14 protein-coding genes are annotated in these 20,060 nt (G+C 61.9%); 12 read left to right on the plus strand and 2 right to left on the minus strand.

Translation table 11 applies throughout. The features are described from left to right. Positions 1 to 314 precede the first annotated feature (314 nt). Complete coding sequence (locus tag QRN10_RS06815; RefSeq protein ID WP_181080704.1) at positions 315 to 1,691, minus strand: L-serine ammonia-lyase; 1,377 nt, start codon at positions 1,689 to 1,691, stop codon at positions 315 to 317. 416 nt (positions 1,692 to 2,107) lie between these two features. On the opposite strand from QRN10_RS06815, the gene QRN10_RS06820 reads away from it, so the two are divergent. The 3 genes from QRN10_RS06820 (at position 2,108) to choV (ending at position 5,145) form a co-directional block, all read left to right on the plus strand. Further along, positions 2,108 to 3,055: a choline ABC transporter substrate-binding protein gene (locus tag QRN10_RS06820; protein ID WP_253509665.1), complete on the plus strand. Its 948-nt coding sequence runs from the start codon at positions 2,108 to 2,110 to the stop codon at positions 3,053 to 3,055. Positions 3,056 to 3,124: 69 nt separating this feature from the next. After that, entirely contained in the window at positions 3,125 to 3,970 is an 846-nt protein-coding gene (choW, locus tag QRN10_RS06825; protein ID WP_016972877.1) for a choline ABC transporter permease subunit, read from the plus strand. Further along, the gene (gene choV / locus QRN10_RS06830) at positions 3,967 to 5,145 is read left to right on the plus strand and encodes a choline ABC transporter ATP-binding protein (protein WP_266247203.1); all 1,179 of its coding nucleotides are present in this window, start codon (positions 3,967 to 3,969) and stop codon (positions 5,143 to 5,145) included. The genes choW and choV overlap by 4 nt, the downstream gene beginning before the upstream one ends. A 152-nt stretch (positions 5,146 to 5,297) precedes the next feature. Here the strand turns inward: choV and QRN10_RS06835 are convergent, their stop codons facing one another. Next, positions 5,298 to 7,232, minus strand: coding sequence for a BCCT family transporter (locus tag QRN10_RS06835; protein WP_266247539.1), 1,935 nt, complete (start codon positions 7,230 to 7,232; stop codon positions 5,298 to 5,300). A 386-nt stretch (positions 7,233 to 7,618) separates the two neighbouring features. Here QRN10_RS06835 and betI point away from each other — a divergent pair, with 386 nt between their 5' ends. The 9 genes from betI (at position 7,619) to QRN10_RS06880 (ending at position 20,005) form a co-directional block, all read left to right on the plus strand. After that, positions 7,619 to 8,212, plus strand: a complete 594-nt coding sequence (betI, locus tag QRN10_RS06840; RefSeq protein ID WP_181080700.1) for a transcriptional regulator BetI — start codon at positions 7,619 to 7,621, stop codon at positions 8,210 to 8,212. A 109-nt stretch (positions 8,213 to 8,321) separates the two neighbouring features. Further along, positions 8,322 to 9,794, plus strand: a complete 1,473-nt coding sequence (betB, locus tag QRN10_RS06845; RefSeq protein WP_285428068.1) for a betaine-aldehyde dehydrogenase — start codon at positions 8,322 to 8,324, stop codon at positions 9,792 to 9,794. Positions 9,795 to 9,908: 114 nt separating this feature from the next. After that, a complete protein-coding gene (gene betA, locus QRN10_RS06850) occupies positions 9,909 to 11,612 on the plus strand; it encodes a choline dehydrogenase (protein WP_181080698.1) in 1,704 nt (567 codons plus the stop codon). 205 nt (positions 11,613 to 11,817) lie between these two features. Beyond that, on the plus strand, positions 11,818 to 13,260 hold the full coding sequence (locus QRN10_RS06855; protein ID WP_285428069.1) for a TldD/PmbA family protein: 1,443 nt from the start codon (positions 11,818 to 11,820) through the stop codon (positions 13,258 to 13,260). Beyond that, a complete protein-coding gene (locus QRN10_RS06860; protein ID WP_285428070.1) occupies positions 13,260 to 14,576 on the plus strand; it encodes a TldD/PmbA family protein in 1,317 nt (438 codons plus the stop codon). Before QRN10_RS06855 ends, QRN10_RS06860 begins: the two co-directional genes overlap by 1 nt. Before the next feature lie 294 nt (positions 14,577 to 14,870). Beyond that, positions 14,871 to 15,761: an alpha/beta fold hydrolase gene (locus QRN10_RS06865; RefSeq protein WP_253509669.1), complete on the plus strand. Its 891-nt coding sequence runs from the start codon at positions 14,871 to 14,873 to the stop codon at positions 15,759 to 15,761. Between the two features lie 35 nt (positions 15,762 to 15,796). Then, positions 15,797 to 17,203, plus strand: coding sequence for a multidrug transporter subunit MdtD (gene mdtD / locus QRN10_RS06870; RefSeq protein WP_181080694.1), 1,407 nt, complete (start codon positions 15,797 to 15,799; stop codon positions 17,201 to 17,203). Between the two features lie 186 nt (positions 17,204 to 17,389). Then, positions 17,390 to 18,727 (plus strand): ATP-dependent RNA helicase DbpA, encoded by a 1,338-nt coding sequence (gene dbpA, locus QRN10_RS06875; protein ID WP_232289440.1) that lies wholly within the window; start codon positions 17,390 to 17,392, stop codon positions 18,725 to 18,727. A gap of 99 nt (positions 18,728 to 18,826) precedes the next feature. Further along, positions 18,827 to 20,005 carry a BaiN/RdsA family NAD(P)/FAD-dependent oxidoreductase gene (locus QRN10_RS06880; RefSeq protein WP_181080693.1) on the plus strand — a complete coding sequence of 393 codons (1,179 nt, stop codon included), beginning with the start codon at positions 18,827 to 18,829 and terminating at the stop codon, positions 20,003 to 20,005. Positions 20,006 to 20,060 lie beyond the last annotated feature (55 nt).

Here is a 20,060-nt window from a genome sequence, read left to right on the forward strand (position 1 = left end):
CCGGAAAAGGACGTAGGAGCGGCTACCCTCAAGGGGTGTGAGCAGATCGGTAGCACTTGTGGGAAGGCGCTTTCAGCACGTAGGAAAACTCTGTCACCGCACGCACAGGGGACAGGTGGTCGGAGGGGAAATCGTTCGCGAGCTACTTATCTGTTTGCGACGCGCTAAAAGGTGGCGCGCGGGGATGCTGGTGTTCACTTTTTGAGCAGTATTGTTTGAACTGCCGCTATCGGGGGTAAGCCCCCTCCAACCTTTGACTGTGTTCACAAATCAAATGTGGGAGGGGGCTTGCCCCCGATGCAGGCGACTCGGTCTCAACACTCGACCGCGCTGACCGCCAACCCACCCCGCGAGGTTTCTTTGTACTTGTCATGCATATCCGCCCCGGTATCGCGCATGGTGCGGATCACCCGGTCCAGAGAGATGAAGTGCTGGCCGTCGCCGCGCAGGGCCATTTGCGCGGCGTTGATCGCCTTGACCGCTGCAATCGCATTGCGCTCGATGCACGGCACCTGCACCAACCCGCCCACTGGGTCGCAGGTCAGGCCGAGGTTATGCTCCAGGCCGATTTCGGCGGCGTTGCACAGTTGCTCCGGCGTCGCGCCGAGGATCTCCGCGAGCCCGGCGGCGGCCATTGCGCAGGCGGAACCCACCTCGCCCTGGCAACCCACCTCGGCACCTGAGATGGAGGCGTTTTTCTTGCACAGAATGCCCACCGCCGCGGCGCCGAGCAGGTAGTCGACCACGTTGGCTTCGGTGACTTCTTCACTGAACTTCATGAAGTAATGCAGCACGGCCGGAATGATCCCCGCCGCGCCGTTGGTGGGCGCGGTGACCATCCGCCCGCCGGCGGCGTTTTCTTCGTTTACGGCCAGGGCGAACAGGTTGACCCACTCCATGGCGCTCAAGGTCGACCCGATCACATTGGGCTTGTTCAACTCCTGCAGGCTGCGGTGCAACTTGGCGGCGCGGCGGCGCACGTTGAGGCCGCCGGGCAGGATACCTTCATGCTTGAGCCCCTGCTCCACACAGTCCTGCATGGCACGCCAGAGCTTCATCAGGCCGCTGCGGATTTCTTCTTCGGAACGCCACACTTTTTCATTGGCCATCATCAGTTCGGCGACACGCAAGTGGTGGGTCTTGCACAGCTGCAACAGCTCCACCGCGCTGGAAAAATCATAGGGCAACTCGGTGCGGTCCATATCCGCCACACCGCTGCGCGCCTGGGCTTGATCCACGACGAAACCGCCACCGACCGAATAATAGGTATCACGGTGCAATTCGCCGTGTTCGTCATACGCCACCAGGGTCATGGCGTTGGGATGGAACGGCAGGTTTTCGTCGAGCAGGCGCATGTCCCGCGCCCATACGAATGGCACCGGCAGGCGCCCATCGAGCAGCAGTGTGTCGGTTTCGCGCAGGGTGCTGATGCGACCGGCGATCTGCGACGGATCGATCGCGTCCGGCCATTCGCCCATCAAGCCCATGATGGTGGCGGTGTCGCTGCCATGGCCGATGCCGGTGGCCGACAGCGAGCCGTAGAGCTGAACTTCGATGCGCCGCACCTGTTCCAACCGTTCACGTTCACGCAGTGCCTGGACGAACAACGCCGCGGCGCGCATAGGCCCGACGGTGTGGGAACTGGACGGTCCGATGCCGATCTTGAACAGGTCGAAAACGCTGATAGCCATTGCCGTGAAACTCCTCATTGAGCACAGGCCAGGCATGAACAAGCTGCTACGCTCAGTTCGCCCAGATGGCGGCATCATCAAGGTTTTATTCGCTGCCACGGCGTCTCACACCGACGTAACCATGCTCACCAGCGTCGCCCGCGCGCGATCGCCTGTTTTGGCCGTTTTTAGCGGTGCAGATGGGCAAAATCCACGGTTTTGCCTTGGGAAAAACCTGTAAACGACGTCACCGACACTGGATACGACCCTCCCTGTACTGGATACGACGCCCCCTGTAGGCGTCTGATTTTCACTGGTACATGATCAGTTCCGACTCGTTTGCAAGGCACCGTGCCAGAGCTGTCGTCGCACGCTCCAACCGCAACACTGATAAAGCGCGGCACATGCCGCCAGAAAAAACACAGGAGTCTAGCCTCATGAAAGCTTCACCCTCGTTGTTGTTGGCCGCCATGCTGAGTCTGCCAGTCCTGGCGCACGCGGCAGAACCGGAACAGTGCAAGACCGTCAACTTCTCCGATGTCGGCTGGACCGACATCACCGTCACCACCGCGACCACCAGCGAAATCCTCAAGGCCCTCGGCTACAAAACCAAAACCACGATGATTTCCGTACCGGTGACCTACAAGTCCCTGGCCGACGGCAAGAACATGGACGTGTTCCTCGGCAACTGGATGCCGACCATGGAAAACGACATCAAGCCGTACCGTGATGCCGGCACCGTGGAAACCGTGCGCGCCAACCTGGAAAACGCCAAGTACACCCTGGCGGTGCCCGAGGCGCTGTACGACAAGGGCCTTAAAGACTTTGCCGATATTGCCAAGTTCAAGGACCAACTGGGCGGCAAGATCTACGGCATCGAGCCGGGTAACGATGGCAACCGCACCATCCAGACCTTGATCGACAAGAACGCGTTCGGCTTGAAAGACGCAGGTTTCAAGGTGGTCGAGTCCAGCGAAGCCGGCATGCTGTCCCAAGTGGACCGCGCCGCCAAGCGCGACCAGGCCATCGTGTTCCTCGGCTGGGAACCGCACCCGATGAACACCCGCTTCAAGATGAAGTACCTGACCGGTGGCGACGACTCGTTCGGCCCCAACTACGGCCAGGCAACCATCTACACCAACGTGCGCAAGGGCTACACCCAGGAATGCAGCAATGTCGGTCAGTTGCTGAAAAACCTGGTGTTCACCCTGAACATGGAAAGCACGCTGATGGGCAACGTCCTGGACGACAAAATGAAGCCCGACGCCGCCGCCAAGGCCTGGCTGCAGAAGAACCCGCAAGTGCTCGACACCTGGCTCGCCGGCGTCAACACCGTCGACGGCAAACCCGGCCTTGAGGCCGTCAAAGCTTACCTCGCCAAATAACACCCGCTGACCCCGGGGCGGTGCGCTGCCCCGGGATGTTTTCCCCTTCGCATGTGGACATTCACTACCATGCTGACTGAACAGAAAATCCCACTAGGCCAGTACATCGCTGCCTTCGTCGAATGGTTGACCCAACACGGCGCCAACTACTTCGACGCAATCGCATCGACACTGGAAACGATGATCCACGGCGTGACGTTTGCGCTGACCTGGTTCAATCCGCTGGCATTGATCGGTCTGATTGCGCTGCTGGCTCACTTTATTCAACGTAAATGGGGCCTGACTGTTTTTGTCATCGCCTCCTTCCTGCTGATCCTCAACCTGGGGTACTGGCAGGAAACCATGGAGACCCTCGCACAGGTGCTGTTCGCCACCCTGGTCTGCGTGGTCATCGGCGTGCCGCTGGGCATTGTTGCCGCGCACAAGCCACTGTTCTACACCATGATGCGGCCGGTACTCGATCTGATGCAGACCGTACCGACCTTCGTCTACCTCATCCCTACCCTGACCCTCTTCGGGCTGGGTGTGGTGCCCGGGCTGATTTCCACGGTGGTGTTCGCGATTGCCGCGCCGATCCGTCTGACTTACCTGGGTATCCGCGATGTACCGCAAGAGTTGATGGACGCCGGCAAGGCCTTTGGCTGCTCGCGCCGTCAGTTGCTCTCGCGCATTGAACTGCCCCACGCCATGCCGAGCATTGCCGCCGGCATTACCCAATGCATCATGCTGTCGTTGTCGATGGTGGTGATCGCGGCCCTGGTGGGCGCCGACGGCCTCGGTAAACCGGTGGTCAACGCACTCAACACCGCCGACATCGCCCTGGGCTTTGAAGCGGGCCTGGCAATCGTCTTGCTGGCCATCATGCTCGACCGCATCTGCAAACAACCCGATGCCAAAGTAGGGGGTGATGCATGAGCATTATCCGATTCGACAAAGTCGACGTGATCTTCTCCAAAGACCCACGCGAAGCGCTCAAGCTGCTGGACCAGGGCATGAGCCGTAACGAAATCCTGAAAAAGACCGGCCAGATCGTCGGCGTCGAAAAAGCCAGCCTGGACATCGAGAAAGGCGAAATCTGCGTGCTGATGGGCCTGTCGGGCTCCGGCAAGTCGAGCCTGCTGCGCTGTATCAACGGCCTCAACACCGTCAGCCGTGGCCAGCTGTTCGTGGAGCATGAAGGTCGCCAGATCGACATTGCTTCCTGCACCGACGCGGAGCTGAAAATGATGCGCACCAAGCGCATCGCCATGGTGTTCCAGAAGTTTGCCCTGATGCCTTGGCTGACGGTGCGCGAGAACATCAGCTTCGGCCTGGAAATGCAGGGCCGCCCGGAGAAAGAACGGCGCACGCTGGTGGACGAGAAACTTGAGCTGGTGGGCCTGTCCCAGTGGCGCAATAAAAAGCCCGACGAGCTGTCCGGCGGCATGCAGCAACGCGTCGGCCTGGCCCGCGCGCTGGCGATGGACGCCGACATCCTGCTGATGGACGAACCCTTCTCCGCCCTCGACCCGCTGATCCGCCAAGGCCTGCAGGACGAGCTGCTGGAACTGCAACGCAAGCTGAGCAAGACCATCGTGTTTGTCAGCCATGACCTGGACGAAGCGCTCAAACTGGGCAGCCGTATCGCGATCATGAAGGACGGCAAGATCATCCAGTACAGCGTGCCGGAAGAGATCGTGCTGAACCCGGCGGACGACTACGTGCGTACGTTCGTGGCCCACACCAACCCGCTGAACGTACTGTGCGGCCGCAGCCTGATGCGTACCCTGGATAACTGCACACGGGTCAATGGCTCGGTCTGCCTGGACCCGGGCGGCGATTCGTGGCTGGACCTGGCCGAAGGCAACACCATCCAGGGCGCGCGCCAGAATGGCGTGGTGATGAACCTGCAGAACTGGGCGCCAGGGCAAGCGGTGGAAGGTTTGGGCCGCGTACCGACCTTGGTGGACTCCAATATCGGCATGCGCGATGCGTTGCAGATTCGTTACCAGACGGGGAACAAGCTGGTGTTGCATGACAACAACAAGGTGGTGGGGATCCTCGGCGACAGTGAGCTCTACCATGCCCTGCTGGGCAAAAATCTGGGCTAACACACACTGCAAAACAACTGTGGGAGGGAGCTTGCCCCCGATGGCGGTGTATCAGTAGCAGATGGACTGACTGACACACTGCAATCGGGGGCAAGCCCCCTCCCACATTTTTTTCCCAGTGAGGTCAGTGACACCACCGGGCTTTCAACACATCAGCTATAGACACGGCCAAGGAGCTGCCGATGGCTTTCAAACTGATCGAGCACATCCCGAGTGATCTGCTCCAAGGTGAAGCCCATCAGGTCGTATTCCTGAGGCCCATTGTGCAGGTACACCTCGGCGCGGTAATAACGCGTGCGCTCTTCTTCGGGCACATCGCTCGGCGCCGACGAGTAAGCATCCAGGCTCACCTCATAGACGAACGGGTTGCCCTCTTCCATCTCGATACGCACGCCAATGCAACGCTTGGATTTACCCAGCAGCGTCTGCACTTGCAGCCCTTGCTCACGCAACGCGACGGCAGCCTCTTCCAGCGCCGGCGTAACGTGCTTGTCCATAAAGCGCTGCACCGTGCCCTGGCTCGGTTGCAGGTCCAGCGCGGTCAAACGCTCGCTGAACCCACGACGCCCGCGTTCGGCCAGTTGCGCCTGCTCCTGTTCGATCGCCACATCCTGGCGCATGGCCTTGTGCAAACCGAACATGAAGAAAACCAGCACCACCGAGAACGGCAGCCCCGCCAGCACCACCATGGTCTGCATGGCTTCGAAGTTGCCGGCGAACAGCAGGCCGATGGTCACCAGGGTAATCACTGCCGACCAGAAGATCCGCAGCCAGTGCGGCGCATCCTCATCGACGTTGCCGCCCTTGCACGACAGATTGGCCATCATCACCGCGCCGGAATCCGCCGGAGTCAGGAACAGCACAAAGCCCACAAAGATCGACACACCGATCACGACTTTCGACGCCGGGTAATGCTCCAGCAACTGGTAGATCGCCATGGACGGCTGTTCCAGCGCGGTCTTACCCAGCTCCACCGCGCCCTGGTTAAGCACCAGATCCAGTGCCGAGTTGCCGAAGATCGACAGCCACGCCAGGGTAAAGCCCAGCGGGATCAGCAGCACCCCGGCCACCAGTTCACGCACCGTGCGACCACGGGAAATCCGCGCAATGAACATGCCTACGAATGGCGCCCAGGAAATCCACCAGGCCCAGTAGAACAGGGTCCACAGGCCCATCCAGCGTTCGGTCTTGGCGCCGTCACCTTCATAGACGTACAGGTCGAAGGTTTTCAACACCAGGCCGTTCATGTAATCGCCGATGTTCTGCACGAAGCCGTTGAGCAGGTGCAGGGTCGGGCCGAACAACAGCACAAAGATCAACAAACCGCTGAACAGCACGATATTGAGGTTGGACAAGCGACGGATGCCGTTTTCCACCCCCGACACCGCAGCGATGGTGGCCACGGTGCTCATCACGATGATCACGATCAGCAGGTTGGTGTTGCTGTGCTGCATGCCGAACAGGTTCTCCAGGCCGGACGACACCTGCATCGCGCCGATGCCCAGGTTGGTCACCAGGCCCAGCAGCGTCACGAACATGCCGAAACCGTCCACCGCGTGGCCGGCCGCGCCCTTCACCCAGCGCTCGCCTACCAGCGGGTAGAGCGCCGAACGCAGGGCCAGCGGCTGGTTATGGCGATACGCGAAATACGCCACGGCCAGGCCGACCAGGGCGTAGATCGCCCAGCCGTGCAGGCCCCAGTGCAGAAAGGTCAGTTGCAGCGCCTGGCGCGCGGCCAGGTTGCTGCCGGCAACGCCTTCTGGCGGGTTGAAGTAATGATCCAACGGCTCCGAGGCACCGAAGTACAGCAGCGAAATGCCGATCCCCGAGGAGAACAACATGCCGGCCCAGGCGCCGTAGCTGAAGTCCGGGGTGTCGTCCTTGCTGCCCAGTTTCAATTTGCCGTAGGACGAAAACGCCAGCCCGACCACAAACACCAGGTACGCGGCGATGACCACCATGTAGTACCAGCCGAAGCTTTTGGACAGCCAGGCCTGGGCAATCCCGAGCAAGCGCCCGGCCTCCTGCGGGGCGGCGATCAGGACAATGGTCAACAACAGAATCAGCGCGGTAGAGGTGTAAAACACCCAACCGTTGACCCGGACCTTTTCCGGCGGGGTCTTTATTAGAGAGGCAGAACTCATGGCGCAGATGCTCCGGGCAGTGCGAAAGAGAAACACAAGGCAACGGTTATCCCGGGACATCGATTTTTCGGCAGTCGACGGACGGGTGTTATAAAGACACCCCGAAAATCCCCGCTGCGCCAAAACCGCGGCAGGCCCTTGAGCGGGCCCTTGCAGGGATGTTCCAGGTGTCGGATGTCGCTGGCTGAACGGGCTGAAAACCTGCCAGCAGCGACGATTTGTCGCAGAGCTTATTCTTTGTTGATTGAACGTTCAATCAAAACAAAATAGACTGGCCTTCAAGCCGATGGACGTGATCGCCCGTCGGCAGGCCTAAGGAGACGTGCTACATGCCCAAGGTCGGTATGCAACCCATACGCCGTCAACAGTTGATCGAAGCCACGTTGACGGCCATTGATCAAGTGGGGATGGCAGACGCCAGCATTGCGCTGATCGCCCGCCTGGCCGGTGTCTCGAACGGCATCATCAGTCACTACTTTCAGGACAAGAACGGCCTGATCGCCGCGACGATGCGCTACCTGATGAACGTGCTGATCGAGAACGTCCACGAGCGCAGGCTTGCGTTGGAGGATGACAGCCCACGGGCACACCTTCAGGTGATCGTCGCGGGCAACTTCGACGCCAGCCAGGTCAATGGCCCGGCAATGAAAACCTGGCTGGCCTTCTGGGCCGCCAGCATGCACCACCCGTCATTGCACAGGTTGCAGCGGATCAACGATCAACGTCTGTATTCCAACCTGTGCTGCCAGTTCCGCCGGGCGCTGCCGCTGCCGCAAGCACGCAGCGCGGCCCGCGGCCTGGCGGCGTTGATCGACGGTTTGTGGTTGCGCGGCGCCCTGTCGGGAGACGCTTTCGACACGGAGCAGGCGCAACGCATCGCTTACGAATACATGGATTTCCAATTGGCCAAGCAGGTGAGTTAGAGCCCTTATAAATGCTCAACCCCTGAACGTCTGCCACGCAGTGATGCCACACCCTCATGGCCCGCTGTCGGCAGGTAACGCCAACCACTTATGCACTTGCGAGGACTTTATGGCCCGTTTCGACCTGCAAAAACTCTACATTGACGGCGGCTACAGCGACGCCGGCAGCGATGCCACCTTCGAAGCCATCAACCCGGCTAACGGTGAAGTTCTCGCCCAAGTGCAACGTGCAACGTTCGAGGACGTTGAACGTGCCGTGGTCAGCGCTGAAAAAGGCCAGAAAATCTGGGCCGCCATGACCGCCATGGAGCGTTCGCGCATCCTGCGCCGTGCCGTCGACATCCTGCGCGAGCGCAACGATGAACTGGCCGCACTGGAAACCCTGGACACCGGTAAAGCCTTCTCCGAAACCAAGTACGTCGACATCGTCACCGGCGCCGACGTGCTGGAGTACTACGCTGGCCTGGTGCCGGCCATCGAAGGCGAGCAGATCCCGCTGCGCGACACCTCGTTCGTCTACACCCGCCGCGAGCCACTGGGCGTGGTCGCCGGTATCGGCGCGTGGAACTACCCGATTCAGATCGCCCTGTGGAAATCCGCCCCGGCCCTGGCCGCCGGCAACGCGATGATCTTCAAGCCGAGCGAAGTCACCTCCCTGACCACCCTGAAACTGGCCGAGATCTACACCGAAGCCGGCGTTCCAGCGGGTGTGTTCAACGTACTGACCGGCAGCGGCCGTGAAGTCGGCACCTGGCTGACCGAGCACCCGCGGATCGAGAAAGTCTCGTTCACCGGCGGCACCGACACCGGCAAGAAAGTCATGGCCAGCGCGTCGAGCTCGTCGCTCAAGGAAGTGACCATGGAACTGGGCGGCAAGTCGCCGCTGATCGTGTTCGACGATGCCGACCTGGATCGCGCCGCCGACATCGCGATGATGGCCAACTTCTACAGCTCCGGCCAGGTCTGCACCAACGGCACCCGCGTGTTCGTGCCCAAGCACCTGCAGGCGGCATTCGAAGCCAAGATCGTCGAGCGCGTAGCCCGCATCCGTGTTGGCGACCCGCAGGATGACAACACCAACTTCGGCCCGCTGGTCAGCTTCGCCCATATGGAAAGCGTGCTGGGCTACATCGCCAAGGGCAAAGAGCAAGGCGCGCGCCTGCTGTGCGGCGGCGATCGCCTGACCGACGGCGATTTCGCCAAAGGCGCGTTCGTGGCTCCGACCGTGTTCACCGACTGCACCGATGACATGGTGATCGTGCGTGAAGAAATCTTCGGCCCGGTGATGAGCATCCTCACCTACGAGACCGAAGAAGAAGTGATCCGCCGCGCCAACGACACCGACTTCGGCCTGGCCGCAGGCCTGGTGACCAAGGACCTGAACCGCGCCCACCGCGTGATTCATCAACTGGAAGCGGGCATCTGCTGGATCAACGCCTGGGGCGAATCCGACGCGAAGATGCCGGTGGGCGGCTACAAGCAATCGGGTGTGGGTCGTGAGAACGGCATCAGCTCGCTGAACAACTTCACCCGCATCAAATCGGTACAGGTTGAGCTGGGCGATTACGCATCAGTGTTCTGATGAGCCTCAAGCGGCGAGCTTCAAGCTGCAAGCTCGCCGCACCTCCCAGATACACCGCTCGCTGCTCTTTCTTGCAGCTTGAAGCTTAGAGCTTGCCGCTCTAAAGGAGACCCCATGACTCAAGAATACGACTACATCATTGTTGGCGCAGGTTCTGCGGGCAACACTTTAGCAACCCGCCTGACCGAAGACGAAGGCGTCACCGTCCTGCTGCTGGAAGCCGGCGGCCCCGATTATCGTCTGGATTTCCGTACCCAGATGCCAGCCGCCCTGGCGTTCCCGCTGCAGGGCCGTCGCTACAACTGGGCCTACGAGACGGATCCGGAGCCGCACATGGACGGCCGCCGGATGGAATGCGGTCGCGGCAAGGGCCTGGGTGGCTCGTCGCTGATCAACGGCATGTGCTACATCCGCGGCAACGCCATGGACTACGACAACTGGGCGAAGCTGCCGGGTCTGGAAAACTGGACCTACCTCGACTGCCTGCCGTACTTCCGCAAGGCCGAAACCCGCGATATCGGCCCCAACGATTACCACGGTGGCGACGGTCCGGTCAGCGTGACCACGCCCAAGGCCGGCAATAACCCGCTGTTCCACGCCATGGTCGAAGCCGGCGTGCAGGCCGGTTACCCGCGTACCGAAGACTTGAACGGTTACCAGCAGGAAGGTTTCGGCCCCATGGACCGTACCGTCACGCCGAACGGCCGTCGCGCCAGCACTGCACGCGGTTACCTGGACACGGCTAAAAAGCGTTCGACGCTGACCATCGTCACTCACGCCCTCACCGACAAAGTCTTGTTCGAAGGCAAGCGCGCGGTGGGCGTGCGTTACCTGATCGGCGCCGCCGAAGAACGCGTTGAAGCCCGCGCGCGCAAGGAAGTGCTGGTATGCAGCGGCGCCATCGCCTCGCCGCAGTTGCTGCAACGCTCCGGCGTCGGCCCGGCCAAATTGCTGGAAAGCCTGGATATCCCGGTGGTCCACGACCTGCCCGGCGTCGGCGAAAACCTGCAGGATCACCTTGAGCTGTACCTGCAATACGCCTGCACCCAGCCAGTATCGCTGTACCCGTCGCTGCTCTGGTACAACCAGCCGGCCATCGGTGCCGAATGGCTGTTCAACGGCACCGGTATCGGCGCCAGCAACCAGTTCGAAGCGGGCGGGTTTATCCGTACCCGTGAAGAGTTCGAATGGCCGAACATCCAGTACCACTTCCTGCCGGTGGCGATTAACTACAACGGCAGCAACGGTGTGAAAGAGCACGGCTTCCAGGCGCACATGGGTTCCATGCGCTCGCCGAGCCGCGGCCGCGTCCAGCTGAAGTCGAAGAACCCACGGGACTACCCGAGCATCCTCTTCAACTACATGGCCACCGAACAGGACTGGCAGGAATTCCGCGACGGCATCCGCCTGACCCGGGAAATCATGCAGCAGCCGGCGCTGGACCCTTACCGTGGGCGCGAAATCAGCCCAGGCATCGACGTGCAAACCGACGAGCAACTGGATAAGTTCATCCGCGAGCACGCCGAAACCGCTTTCCACCCGTCCTGCTCGTGCAAGATGGGCACCGACGAGATGGCGGTGGTGGACGCCGAAGGCCGCGTGCATGGCATGCAAGGCCTGCGTGTAGTCGACGCGTCGATCATGCCGATCATCACCACCGGCAACTTGAACGCGCCGACGATCATGATCGCCGAGAAAATCGCCGACAAGATCCGTGGCCGCCAGCCGCTGCCGCGCAGCACCGCCGACTACTACGTGGCGGGCGACGCGCCGGTGCGTGGCAAGCCGTTGCGTGAAGTGGGGCCGACTGCGCAGTAACCCACTCCCTGTGGCGAGCGGGCTTGCCCCGCGTTGGGCTGCGCAGCGGCCCCAAAAATCTTGGGAGCGCTACGCACTCCAACGCGGGACAAGCCCGCTCGCCACAAGGGGCACTTACCACAAAGAATTACCTTTCCTTGATCAGCCCCCAGCCCGGGCCTACTCTGTTGCCTGCCCGCACCGAGCCGCCCACAAGGAAGGCCCCATGTTCGACCACCACGCCACACTCAAAAAACATTTCGGTGCCCTGCGCACCACCGCTGACTTCTTCTCCCTGCGTTACGTACGCGAGTCCGGCCAATACCTGTCGGTGCGCAAGAATGTCGCCGAACCGCCGCACATGAACCACGACGAGGGCGTCATGCTCACCGTGCGTCTCAACGGTGTGGAGGCTTACGCCGCGACCCACGATATTTCCCTGGCCGGCCTGCAAGCCGCTCTTGAACGCGCCGAACAACAGGCCCTGCTGATCAAGTCCCATGCGCTGCTCGACCTGCGCGACCAGCACGCGTCCAGCGACGTTGCCGACTACCTGTCTCCCGAACTCGACCAGCCCTTCCCTTCCCTGAGCGACTGCTACCAACTGCTGGGCGACGAGTCTGCCGCCGTGCCGAAAGACGATCGCCTGGTCAGTTGGGACGTCAGCCTCGGCCTGACCCACGTCGAGCAGATCTACCTCAACAGCGCCGGCGCCGAGCTGCGCCAGGCTCAGCGTTTTGTGTTCCCTGGCGTGAGCGTTACCGCCTACGACAGCAATGACAGCCAGACCCGCACCCTGGGCGGCAGCAACTTCGGCCAGCAAGGCGGTTATGACGTGATCAGCCGCTTCGGCCTGATCGGCGCCGCGCCACGGGTGGCCGACGAAGCCCTGCAACTGCTGCTGGCGCCCAATACGCCCCAGGGCCCGCGCGACCTGCTGCTGATGCCCGACCAGATGATCCTGCAGATCCACGAGTCCATCGGCCATCCGCTGGAGCTGGACCGCATCCTCGGCGACGAGCGCAATTACGCCGGCACCAGCTTCGTCAAAGCCAGCGACTTCGGCCACCTGCAATACGGCTCTCGCCTGCTCAACGTGACGTTCGACCCAAACATCCCCGAACAGCTCGCCAGCTACAGCCATGACGACGACGGCACCCGCGCCAGCAAACAATTCCTGATCCGCGAAGGCTTGTTGCTCAAGCCGCTGGGCGGGGCGTTGTCGCAATTGCGCGCCGGCATGGGCGGTGTGGCCAACAGCCGCGCCAGCAGTTGGAACCGCCCACCGATCGACCGCATGGCCAACCTGAATATCGAGGCCGGCGACCAGAGCCTGGCACAGCTGGTTGGTGGTATCGAAAGCGGCATCCTGATGTCGACCAACCGTTCGTGGTCCATTGACGACGCGCGCAACAAGTTCCAGTTCGGCTGCGAATGGGGCCAGTTGATCGAAAACGGCGAACTCAAAGGCGTGGTGAAGAACCCAAACTACCGGGCGATTTCGGCGCAGTTCTGGCGCAACCTCAGCGCGGTGGGCGACGCCAGTACCTTCCAGGTGCTGGGCACGCCCAACTGCGGCAAGGGCGAGCCCAACCAGGTGATTCGTGTCGGCCATGCCTCGCCGGCCTGCGTATTCAGTCATGTCGACGTATTCGGGGGAGCTGCCTGATGCATGATTTCAAGGCATTGGTGGAGTGGCTCAAGCAGGCCCTCACCGACCAGGAACAATTTCACCTCGGCTACGCGGCGGAAGCCTCCGAGTTCGTGCGTTTCAATCATGCCAAGGTGCGCCAGGCAGGGCAGGTGCAGCAGGCCAGCCTCAATCTGAAACTGATCAGCGACGGCCGGCATGCCGACCTCGCCATCACCCTGGCCGGCGAACCTGCGCTGGACCGTCAGCGCCTCGCCGAAGGTTTGCAGCAACTGCGCGAAACCTTGCCGTTGTTGCCGCAGGACCCGTACCTGCTACTCAACCCCACCGCCTGGCAAAGCAGCAATGAGCAGGCTCGGCCGTTGCCCGAGCTGGCTCGGGTGCTGCAAGACATCAGCCAGGCCGCCGACGGTGTTGACCTGGTCGGCATCTATGCCGCCGGCCCTATCAGTCGTGGCTTTGCCAGTTCAAACGGAGCGTTCGGCTGGCACCAGGCCAATAGCTTCAACTTCGATTTCAGCCTGTTCCATGCCAATGGCGAAGCGGTCAAAGCCAGCTATGCCGGGCACACCTGGGACAGCGTCGAATTCGCCGCGCGCCTGCAGCAGGCGCGCGAGCAATTGGCATTCCTCGACCGTGCGCTGCACCCGTTGCCGCCCGGCCAGTACCGCGCCTACCTGGCGCCCGCCGCGCTGGAAGAAATCATCAGCATCATCACCTGGGGCGGGTTCTCCGCCCAAGCCATCGCCAGCAAAGGCAGCTCGCTGCAACGGCTGTACGCCGGTGAGCAACACCTGAGCCCGCTGGTCACGGTAAGCGAACAGATCAGCGGCTCCCTGAGCCAGGCGTTCTCCACAGAGGGCTACCCGCGCAGCGACGTGACGCTGATCAATGCCGGTAAAGCCTGCGGCCAACTGGTCAATTCGCGCAGCGCCGCCGAATACGGCCTGAGCGCCAACGGTGCCAGCAGCGACGAATCCCCCAGCGCCCTGCAAATGGCGGCGGGAAGCCTGGCCCAGGCCGATATCCTCAAGCAGCTGGGCACCGGGTTGTATATCAGCAACCTGTGGTACCTGAACTACTCGGACCTGCCGGCCGCACGCCTGACCGGCATGACACGCTTCGCCACGTTCTGGGTGGAGGACGGCGAGATCAAGGCGCCCGTCAGCACCATGCGCTTTGATGACAGCGTCTACAGCCTGCTCGGTTCCCAATTGGAAGCACTGACCGCCGAGCGAGAGTTGTTGCTGTCGGCCAGTACTTACGGCCAACGCAATACAGCCTCCAATCTGTTACCGGGAGCGCTGATAAAACGTCTGACCCTGACGTTGTAAATACTCTCCCTGTGGGAGGGAGCTTGCTCCCGATAGCGGTGTTCAACCAAGTGCTCATTGACTGACACGCCGCTGTCGGAGGCAAGCACCCTCCCAGATTGTCTTGTGCTGATTTCAGACAGCTCGGTTTTACCCGTTCCTACGGCCATTTCTCTTGCGCACCGTGCGCGCGGGCGGCCTGTTGTCGCCTGTGGAAAACCTCGCTATAAGGGTTAGTGGCATCCCGCCACCTCGCCCGCGTGCCTGCACGCACTGCATGACCTTGTCCGGGGAAGGACAAGCTGGAGCGTTGACATGAACCATGGAAGTTTTGTCATTGAACAGCTGTACAAGCACTACAACGTCCACGTAGAGCGACTGGGAAACGATCCACACAAGAACACCGTCCTGCTGGTCAACGGAGCGCTCGCCACCACGCGTTCCTTTGCGCGTACCGGCAAGTGCCTGGCCGAGCACTTTAATGTGCTGCTGTTCGACCTGCCGTTCTCCGGTTATTCGCGCGAACACAACCTCAACCTCGACCTGGTCACCAAGGACGACGAAGTGCAGATCCTGCGGGCGCTGGTGGAGCGCTTCGAGGTCAACCATCTGGTGTCGGCCTCCTGGGGTGGCATTTCCACCCTGCTGACCCTGGCGCATAACCCACCCTCCATCAAAAGCTCTGTAGTGATGGCGCTGGCGCCTAACCTCAACCAGGCCATGCTCGACTACGTGGACCGCGTGCGCGTGCTGATCGAGGCCGATGACAAGTCCGCCGTCGGCCATTTGCTCAACGAAACGGTGGGCAAATACTTGTCGCCGCGCCTCAAGCGCAACAACCATCGGCACCTGTCGAGCATGGCGACCACCGAGTACCGCCAGGCGCGCTTTCATATCCACCAGGTAATGGCGATGGGCGACGGCAACTACCTGCCGGCGCTGCGGCAAATCGAAACGCCGGTGCATTTCCTCAACGGCGCGCTGGACGAATACACCCCCGCTGCCGACGCTCAACTGTTCAAGCAGTATGTGGGGCGCAGCAGCTATTCGGTGGCGCAACACACCGGTCACCTGCTGGATCTGGAATCGCGCGAAGCCGCCCTGGCGGTGCATCGCGCGCTGTTGGATTTCCTGGTGGGCAAGCACGCGGTGTTGTCGGATTTAGACGAACCGCCAGTGGGAAAAGGCGCCACGGATGGCGCATAATCGCCGACACATAGCCGGCTGACAAAAGGTCCCCCATGCCCGATCGCGCCCCTCTCGATGCCAAGACCGCCCGATGGCTCCCCTGGGTGGTGGCGATTGCCTTCTTCATGCAGTCGCTGGATGGGACGATTCTGAACACCGCCCTGCCGGCCATGGCCCGGGATCTCGCGGAAAACCCGTTGCGCATGCAGGGGGTGGTGATCGCCTACATGCTCACCGTCGCCTTGCTGATCCCGGCGTCGGGTTGGATCGCCGACCGTTTCGGCACCAAGAAGATTTTCTTCGGCGCGATCATGCTGTTCAGCATCGGCTCGCTGCTGTGTGCGCTGTCCAGCAGCCTGACCATGCTGGTGGGCGCGCGCGTGGTGCAGGGTTTGGGCGGCGCACTGATGCTGCCGGTGGGGCGCCTGGTGGTGCTGCGCGCCTACCCGCGCTCCGAGCTGGTGCGGATCATGGGCTTCATTACCATCCCTGGCCTGCTCGGCCCGCTGCTTGGCCCGACCATGGGCGGCTGGATGGTGCAATACCTGACCTGGCACTGGATCTTTCTGATCAACCTGCCGGTGGGCATACTCGGGTGCTATGCCGTGTGGAAATTCATCCCGGACCTGCGCGGCAGTGAACGCACGCGCTTTGACGGGTTGGGTTTTGTGCTGTTTGGTGCGGCGATGGTGCTGATCACCATCGCCATGGAGGGCCTGGGCGAACTGCACCTGCCGCATCTGCGGGTGATGTTGCTGCTGTTCGGCGGGCTGGCGTGCCTGGCGGCGTACTGGCTGCGCGCCGGGCATATCGACAACCCGCTGTTCTCGCCGGTGTTGTTCAAGACCCGCACCTTTGCCGTGGGCATTCTGGGCAACCTGTTCGCGCGCCTGGGCAGCGGCGCGCTGCCGTTCCTGGTGCCGCTACTGTTGCAGGTGGCGCTGGGGTATTCGCCGTCGCAGGCGGGCATGAGCATGCTGCCGTTGGCGGCGGCCGCGATGTTCGCCAAGTCCGTGGCGCGGCCGCTGATCGAACGCCTGGGCTATCGGGTGGTGCTGACCGGCAACACATTGGCGCTGGGCATCATGCTGGCGAGCATGGGCCTGGTCAGCGAGCAGACACCCTACCCTCTGCTGCTGGGCATGCTGGCAGTGCTCGGGGCGATCAACTCCCTGCAGTTCACCGCGATGAACACCGTGACCCTGATCGACCTTGACGATGCCCAGGCCAGCAGCGGCAACAGCCTGCTGTCGGTGGTGGCGCAACTGTCCCTGAGCCTCGGCGTGGCCTGCGCCGGTGCGCTGCTGGGCGGGTTCACCGCCGAAGCCGGCAACGACGGCGTCAACAGCGTGCTCGGCGCGTTCCAGTTGACCTTCCTCACCGTGGGCGTCATGGCAATGCTGGCGGCGGCGATCTTCCTGCAACTGGAGCCTAAAGGCAGCCTCAAGCGGCAAGCTTGAAGCTGCAAGAAAAGCTTCAAGCTTGCCGCTTGCCGCTCATAACTTGCCGCTGCCCCCCATCCCCTCGTCTGAACCATGCGAAAAAACCTACGGGGGGCTGCTACACTGCGCGACATTTTGTTTTGCAGAGCCAGTCCCGTGACTACCATCGCCACCGCTTTTAATACTTTGCCCCTGTCCGCCGCCATGCTGGCTAACCTCGACTCGCTGGGTTATGTCGAGATGACGCAGATCCAGGCGCAAAGCTTGCCGGTGATCCTCAAGGGGCTGGACCTGATTGCCCAGGCCAAGACCGGCAGCGGCAAGACCGCCGCCTTCGGCATCGGCCTGTTGAACCCGATCAACCCGCGTTACTTCGGTTGCCAGGCGCTGGTGATGTGCCCGACCCGCGAGCTGGCCGACCAGGTGGCCAAGGAAATCCGTCGCCTGGCCCGCGCCGAAGACAACATCAAGGTGCTGACCCTGTGCGGCGGCGTGTCCCTCGGCCCACAGATCGCCTCCCTGGAACACGGCGCCCACGTGATCGTCGGCACTCCGGGCCGCATCCAGCAGCATTTGCGCAAGGGTTCGCTGGTGCTGGACGGCTTGAACACGCTGATCCTCGATGAAGCCGACCGCATGCTCGACATGGGTTTCTACGACGCCATCGAAGACATCATCAGCAAGACTCCGCCGCGCCGCCAGACCCTGCTGTTCTCGGCCACCTACCCGGTGAGCATCAAGCAACTGGCATCCAAGTTCATGCGCGCGCCGCAGCAAGTGAAGGCCGAAGCGTTCCACTCCGACGATCAGATCGAGCAGCGTTTCTACGAGATCTCCCCGGAAGAGCGCATGGACGCGGTGACCAAAGTCCTGGCGCACTTCCGTCCGGCCTCGTGCGTGGCGTTCTGCTTTACCAAGCAGCAGGTGCAGGAAACCGTCGACCACCTGACAGCCAAGGGCATCTCCGCCGTCGGCCTGCACGGCGACCTGGAACAGCGCGACCGTGACCAGGTTCTGGCGATGTTCGCCAACCGCAGCACCTCAGTGCTGGTGGCGACCGACGTCGCCGCACGGGGCCTGGACATCGACTCGCTGGACATGGTGATCAACGTCGAACTGGCCCGCGACTCGGAAATCCACATCCACCGCGTCGGCCGTACCGGTCGCGCCGGTGAGACCGGGATTGCCATCAGCCTGGTAGCGCCGTCCGAGGCGCACCGTGCCCAGGCCATCGAGCAGCTGCAGAAATCGCCGCTGAACTGGGACCAACTGGACAACCTCAAGCCGCAAAGCGGTGGTCCACTGCTGCCGCAGATGAGCACCCTGTGCATTGCCGCGGGCCGCAAGGACAAGGTTCGTCCAGGCGACATCCTCGGCGCGCTGACCGGCGAAGCCGGTATCCCCGGCGCCCAGGTCGGCAAGATCGCGATCTTTGATTTCCAGGCGTTCGTAGCCGTGGAACGCGGCATCGCCAAGCAGGCGTTGCAGCGTTTGAACGACGGCAAGATCAAGGGCCGCTCGTTGCGCGTGCGGATCCTGTAACCCGATCTGCGACCTATATGAAGATCCAATGTAGGAGGGGGCTTGCCCCCTCCTACAGTTTTGATTGCATTTCAGACCCGTATTTGTGAGGACATTGCTGTGCGCTCGACCGAAGTTGTGATCATTGGCGCCGGCGCCGCAGGCTTGATGTGCGCACTGACCGCCGCCGGGCGTGGGCGCAAGGTGATGCTGATCGATCATGCGAACAAGGCCGGCAAAAAGATCCTGATGTCCGGTGGTGGCCGCTGCAATTTCACCAATATGTACACCGAGCCGGCCAATTTTCTCTCGCACAACGCACATTTCTGCAAATCCGCCCTGGCTCGCTACACCCAGTGGGATTTCATCGGCCTGGTGGCCAAGCACGGCGTGCCGTACCACGAGAAGAAGCTCGGCCAGCTGTTCTGCGATAACAAATCCAGCGACATCCTCGGCATGCTGCTCGATGAGTGCATCCAGACCGGCGTGAGCCTGCACCTGGACACCTCCATCCAGGAAATCGCCAGGCTCGACAGCGGTTATCAGTTGCAGACCACCCTCGGTCAGCTGCGCTGTGAATCCCTGGTAATCGCCACCGGCGGCCTGTCGATCCCAACCCTGGGCGCCACCGGGTTCGGCTATCAGGTGGCCAGGCAATTCGGTCATGAACTGCTGCCGACCCGCGCCGGATTGGTGCCGTTCACCATCACCGACCAGCTCAAGGCACTGTGTACCGAGTTGTCCGGCACTTCTGTGGACTGCGTGGCCAGCTGCAACGGCCAGAGTTTTCGCGAGAACCTGCTGTTTACTCATCGCGGCCTGAGCGGGCCGGCGATCCTGCAGATTTCCTCGTACTGGGAGCCGGGCGACACGGTCGAGATCAACCTGCTGCCCGACCACGACGCCCACACCTGGCTGCAACAACAACAGGTCGAACGGCCGAACAGCGAGTTGAAAACGCTGCTGGGCGAGATCTTCACCAAGAAAATGGCCACCCTGCTGGCGGACACCTGGTTCGCGTCCAAGCCGATGAAGCAATACACCCATGCCGAAGTCGCCGACATTGCGCAGAAGTTGTCGAGCTGGCAGCTGGTGCCCGCCGGCACCGAGGGCTATCGCACCGCCGAGGTGACGCTGGGCGGTGTAGACACGCGGGAAGTCTCGTCCAAGACCATGGAGTCGCTGAAAAGCCCGGGGCTGTACTTTATTGGGGAAGTGCTGGATGTGACCGGGCATTTGGGCGGGTTTAACTTCCAGTGGGCGTGGGCATCGGGCTACGCCGCCGCGCAATACGTCTGACGAGACCGGATCAACAATGTGTAAGGGTGCTTGCCCCCTCCCCATTTTGTAGTGT

The sequence above is a fragment of the Pseudomonas sp. lyk4-R2A-8 genome (genome assembly GCF_030209095.1).
GTDB classification, from domain to species: Bacteria; Pseudomonadota; Gammaproteobacteria; order Pseudomonadales; family Pseudomonadaceae; genus Aquipseudomonas; species Aquipseudomonas quebecensis.

Bases quoted from the DNA above. Each gene is read 5' to 3' on its own strand.
- QRN10_RS06865 (WP_253509669.1), top strand. From the start codon at position 14,871: ATGAACCATGGAAGTTTTGTCATTGAACAGCTGTACAAGCACTACAAC.
- QRN10_RS06815 (WP_181080704.1), bottom strand. From the start codon at position 1,691: ATGGCTATCAGCGTTTTCGACCTGTTCAAGATCGGCATCGGACCGTCC.
- betI (WP_181080700.1), top strand. From the start codon at position 7,619: ATGCCCAAGGTCGGTATGCAACCCATACGCCGTCAACAGTTGATCGAA.
- mdtD (WP_181080694.1), top strand. From the start codon at position 15,797: ATGCCCGATCGCGCCCCTCTCGATGCCAAGACCGCCCGATGGCTCCCC.
- QRN10_RS06860 (WP_285428070.1), top strand. From the start codon at position 13,260: ATGCATGATTTCAAGGCATTGGTGGAGTGGCTCAAGCAGGCCCTCACC.
- choV (WP_266247203.1), top strand. From the start codon at position 3,967: ATGAGCATTATCCGATTCGACAAAGTCGACGTGATCTTCTCCAAAGAC.
- choW (WP_016972877.1), top strand. From the start codon at position 3,125: ATGCTGACTGAACAGAAAATCCCACTAGGCCAGTACATCGCTGCCTTC.
- betA (WP_181080698.1), top strand. From the start codon at position 9,909: ATGACTCAAGAATACGACTACATCATTGTTGGCGCAGGTTCTGCGGGC.
- dbpA (WP_232289440.1), top strand. From the start codon at position 17,390: ATGCTGGCTAACCTCGACTCGCTGGGTTATGTCGAGATGACGCAGATC.
- betB (WP_285428068.1), top strand. From the start codon at position 8,322: ATGGCCCGTTTCGACCTGCAAAAACTCTACATTGACGGCGGCTACAGC.
- QRN10_RS06820 (WP_253509665.1), top strand. From the start codon at position 2,108: ATGAAAGCTTCACCCTCGTTGTTGTTGGCCGCCATGCTGAGTCTGCCA.
- QRN10_RS06855 (WP_285428069.1), top strand. From the start codon at position 11,818: ATGTTCGACCACCACGCCACACTCAAAAAACATTTCGGTGCCCTGCGC.